Source organism: Pseudomonas sp. NPDC087814, from assembly GCF_044742865.1.
Classification (GTDB): domain Bacteria; phylum Pseudomonadota; class Gammaproteobacteria; order Pseudomonadales; family Pseudomonadaceae; genus Aquipseudomonas.
Genome location: NZ_JBIUVK010000005.1, coordinates 1 through 1,172, shown reverse-complemented (window position 1 = coordinate 1,172; position 1,172 = coordinate 1). Strand labels below are relative to the sequence as shown.

Below are 1,172 nucleotides of genomic sequence, written 5' to 3'. Positions count from 1 at the left end.
CGAAGCCTTTTTCATCGTTGAACCATTTAACGGTGCCGGTTTGGCGATTAGACATGGTGTATCTCCAAGAAACATATATTTTCAGTAGTGCTGTGCTGCTCAGGCCAACTGGGCACACCGAGCTATCATAGTCGAAATGTTCGGCTTGGGAGCCCCCCCAAGGCATTGTTTGCTAATCAATCGCGTTGTGTTTCATGCCTTGGTTGGCTGAAAGCCCCGATCTACGGGGCTTTCAGGCGAAATATCAGCTGTTAAAAAAAGCCGTAAAAGCTGCGTAATTTGTGAGAAATGGCAGTTTTCATGGCGATTTCTGGTCCTTCAGCCGGTCTGGCAGGGTGTAAAAATTACTTTTTCTTCACGACTTTGCAGGACGAAATAGCCGTCACAGCTTTGGTCTTGAGCGCAGGATCTGCGTTCTGGTTGGTCATGAGTTCCTTGATTTCGGCACTGCTCAATTCGGCATTGATTTTGTCCGCGCCACATTCACAGTGGTCTTTGGCGGTTTTGGCATCAACACTTTGCTGGGCGGCTGCGCTGCAATCCTTGATGAAGCTGTCCCGCGCACCGGCAGGCCAGTTCGACGGGGCTGCGGCGTGCGCACCCAGGGACATGAGGGTCAGGGATGCAGCAAGGGCGAAAGTCGAGGTAAAACGCATAATCAAATGCTCCTGGAGTCGTGGACGAACGGCGATTCTCGGTGTGTTTGAGGGCTGCCGTACAGTTCAAGTTCACTTTTGCCCTTAAAAGCCGGGAATTTTCGTTTCCTGAAGCGGCTTCGGCGCCATGACCGTTCATCTGTGCTAGCATCTTTCGCTTGGCTATTTTCCGGCGCGCCCTATGCCGCCTTGCCAAGGTCTTTTTTGTTTAACTCCAGTCACTCTGGTTCGATTATCGGTTGGCCGAAAGGCTCCTGCCGCTGTAAGGCAGGCGTTCATCACTGAACGGCCTGGTATTGGATCTTGTACTGGCTCATCCCAACCCACGTGACCTTTGGTAGGGGTCACCACTAGGAGAGGAGGCGCCATGCCAACTATTACTCTTCCCGACGGCAGTCAACGTTCATTCGATCATTCGGTTTCCGTAGCCGAGGTCGCCGCATCCATTGGTGCCGGCCTGGCCAAGGCCACCGTGGCCGGCAAGGTCGACGGCAAGCTGGTTGACGCCAGCGACGT

3 protein-coding genes are annotated in these 1,172 nt (G+C 53.4%); 1 reads left to right on the top strand and 2 read right to left on the bottom strand.

Annotation, left to right across the window (positions count from 1 at the left end):
* Positions 1 to 118, bottom strand: a 118-nt coding sequence (locus ACIOMR_RS05870) for a cold-shock protein (RefSeq protein ID WP_401193091.1), incomplete at its 3' end; no start/stop codon positions are given.
* A gap of 226 nt (positions 119 to 344) precedes the next feature.
* Entirely contained in the window at positions 345 to 659 is a 315-nt protein-coding gene (locus tag ACIOMR_RS05865; RefSeq protein WP_080673250.1) for a hypothetical protein, read from the bottom strand.
* 364 nt (positions 660 to 1,023) lie between these two features.
* Between ACIOMR_RS05865 and ACIOMR_RS05860 the strand changes: the two genes are divergently transcribed.
* On the top strand, positions 1,024 to 1,172 hold a 149-nt coding region (locus ACIOMR_RS05860; protein WP_401193087.1), incomplete at its 3' end, for a TGS domain-containing protein.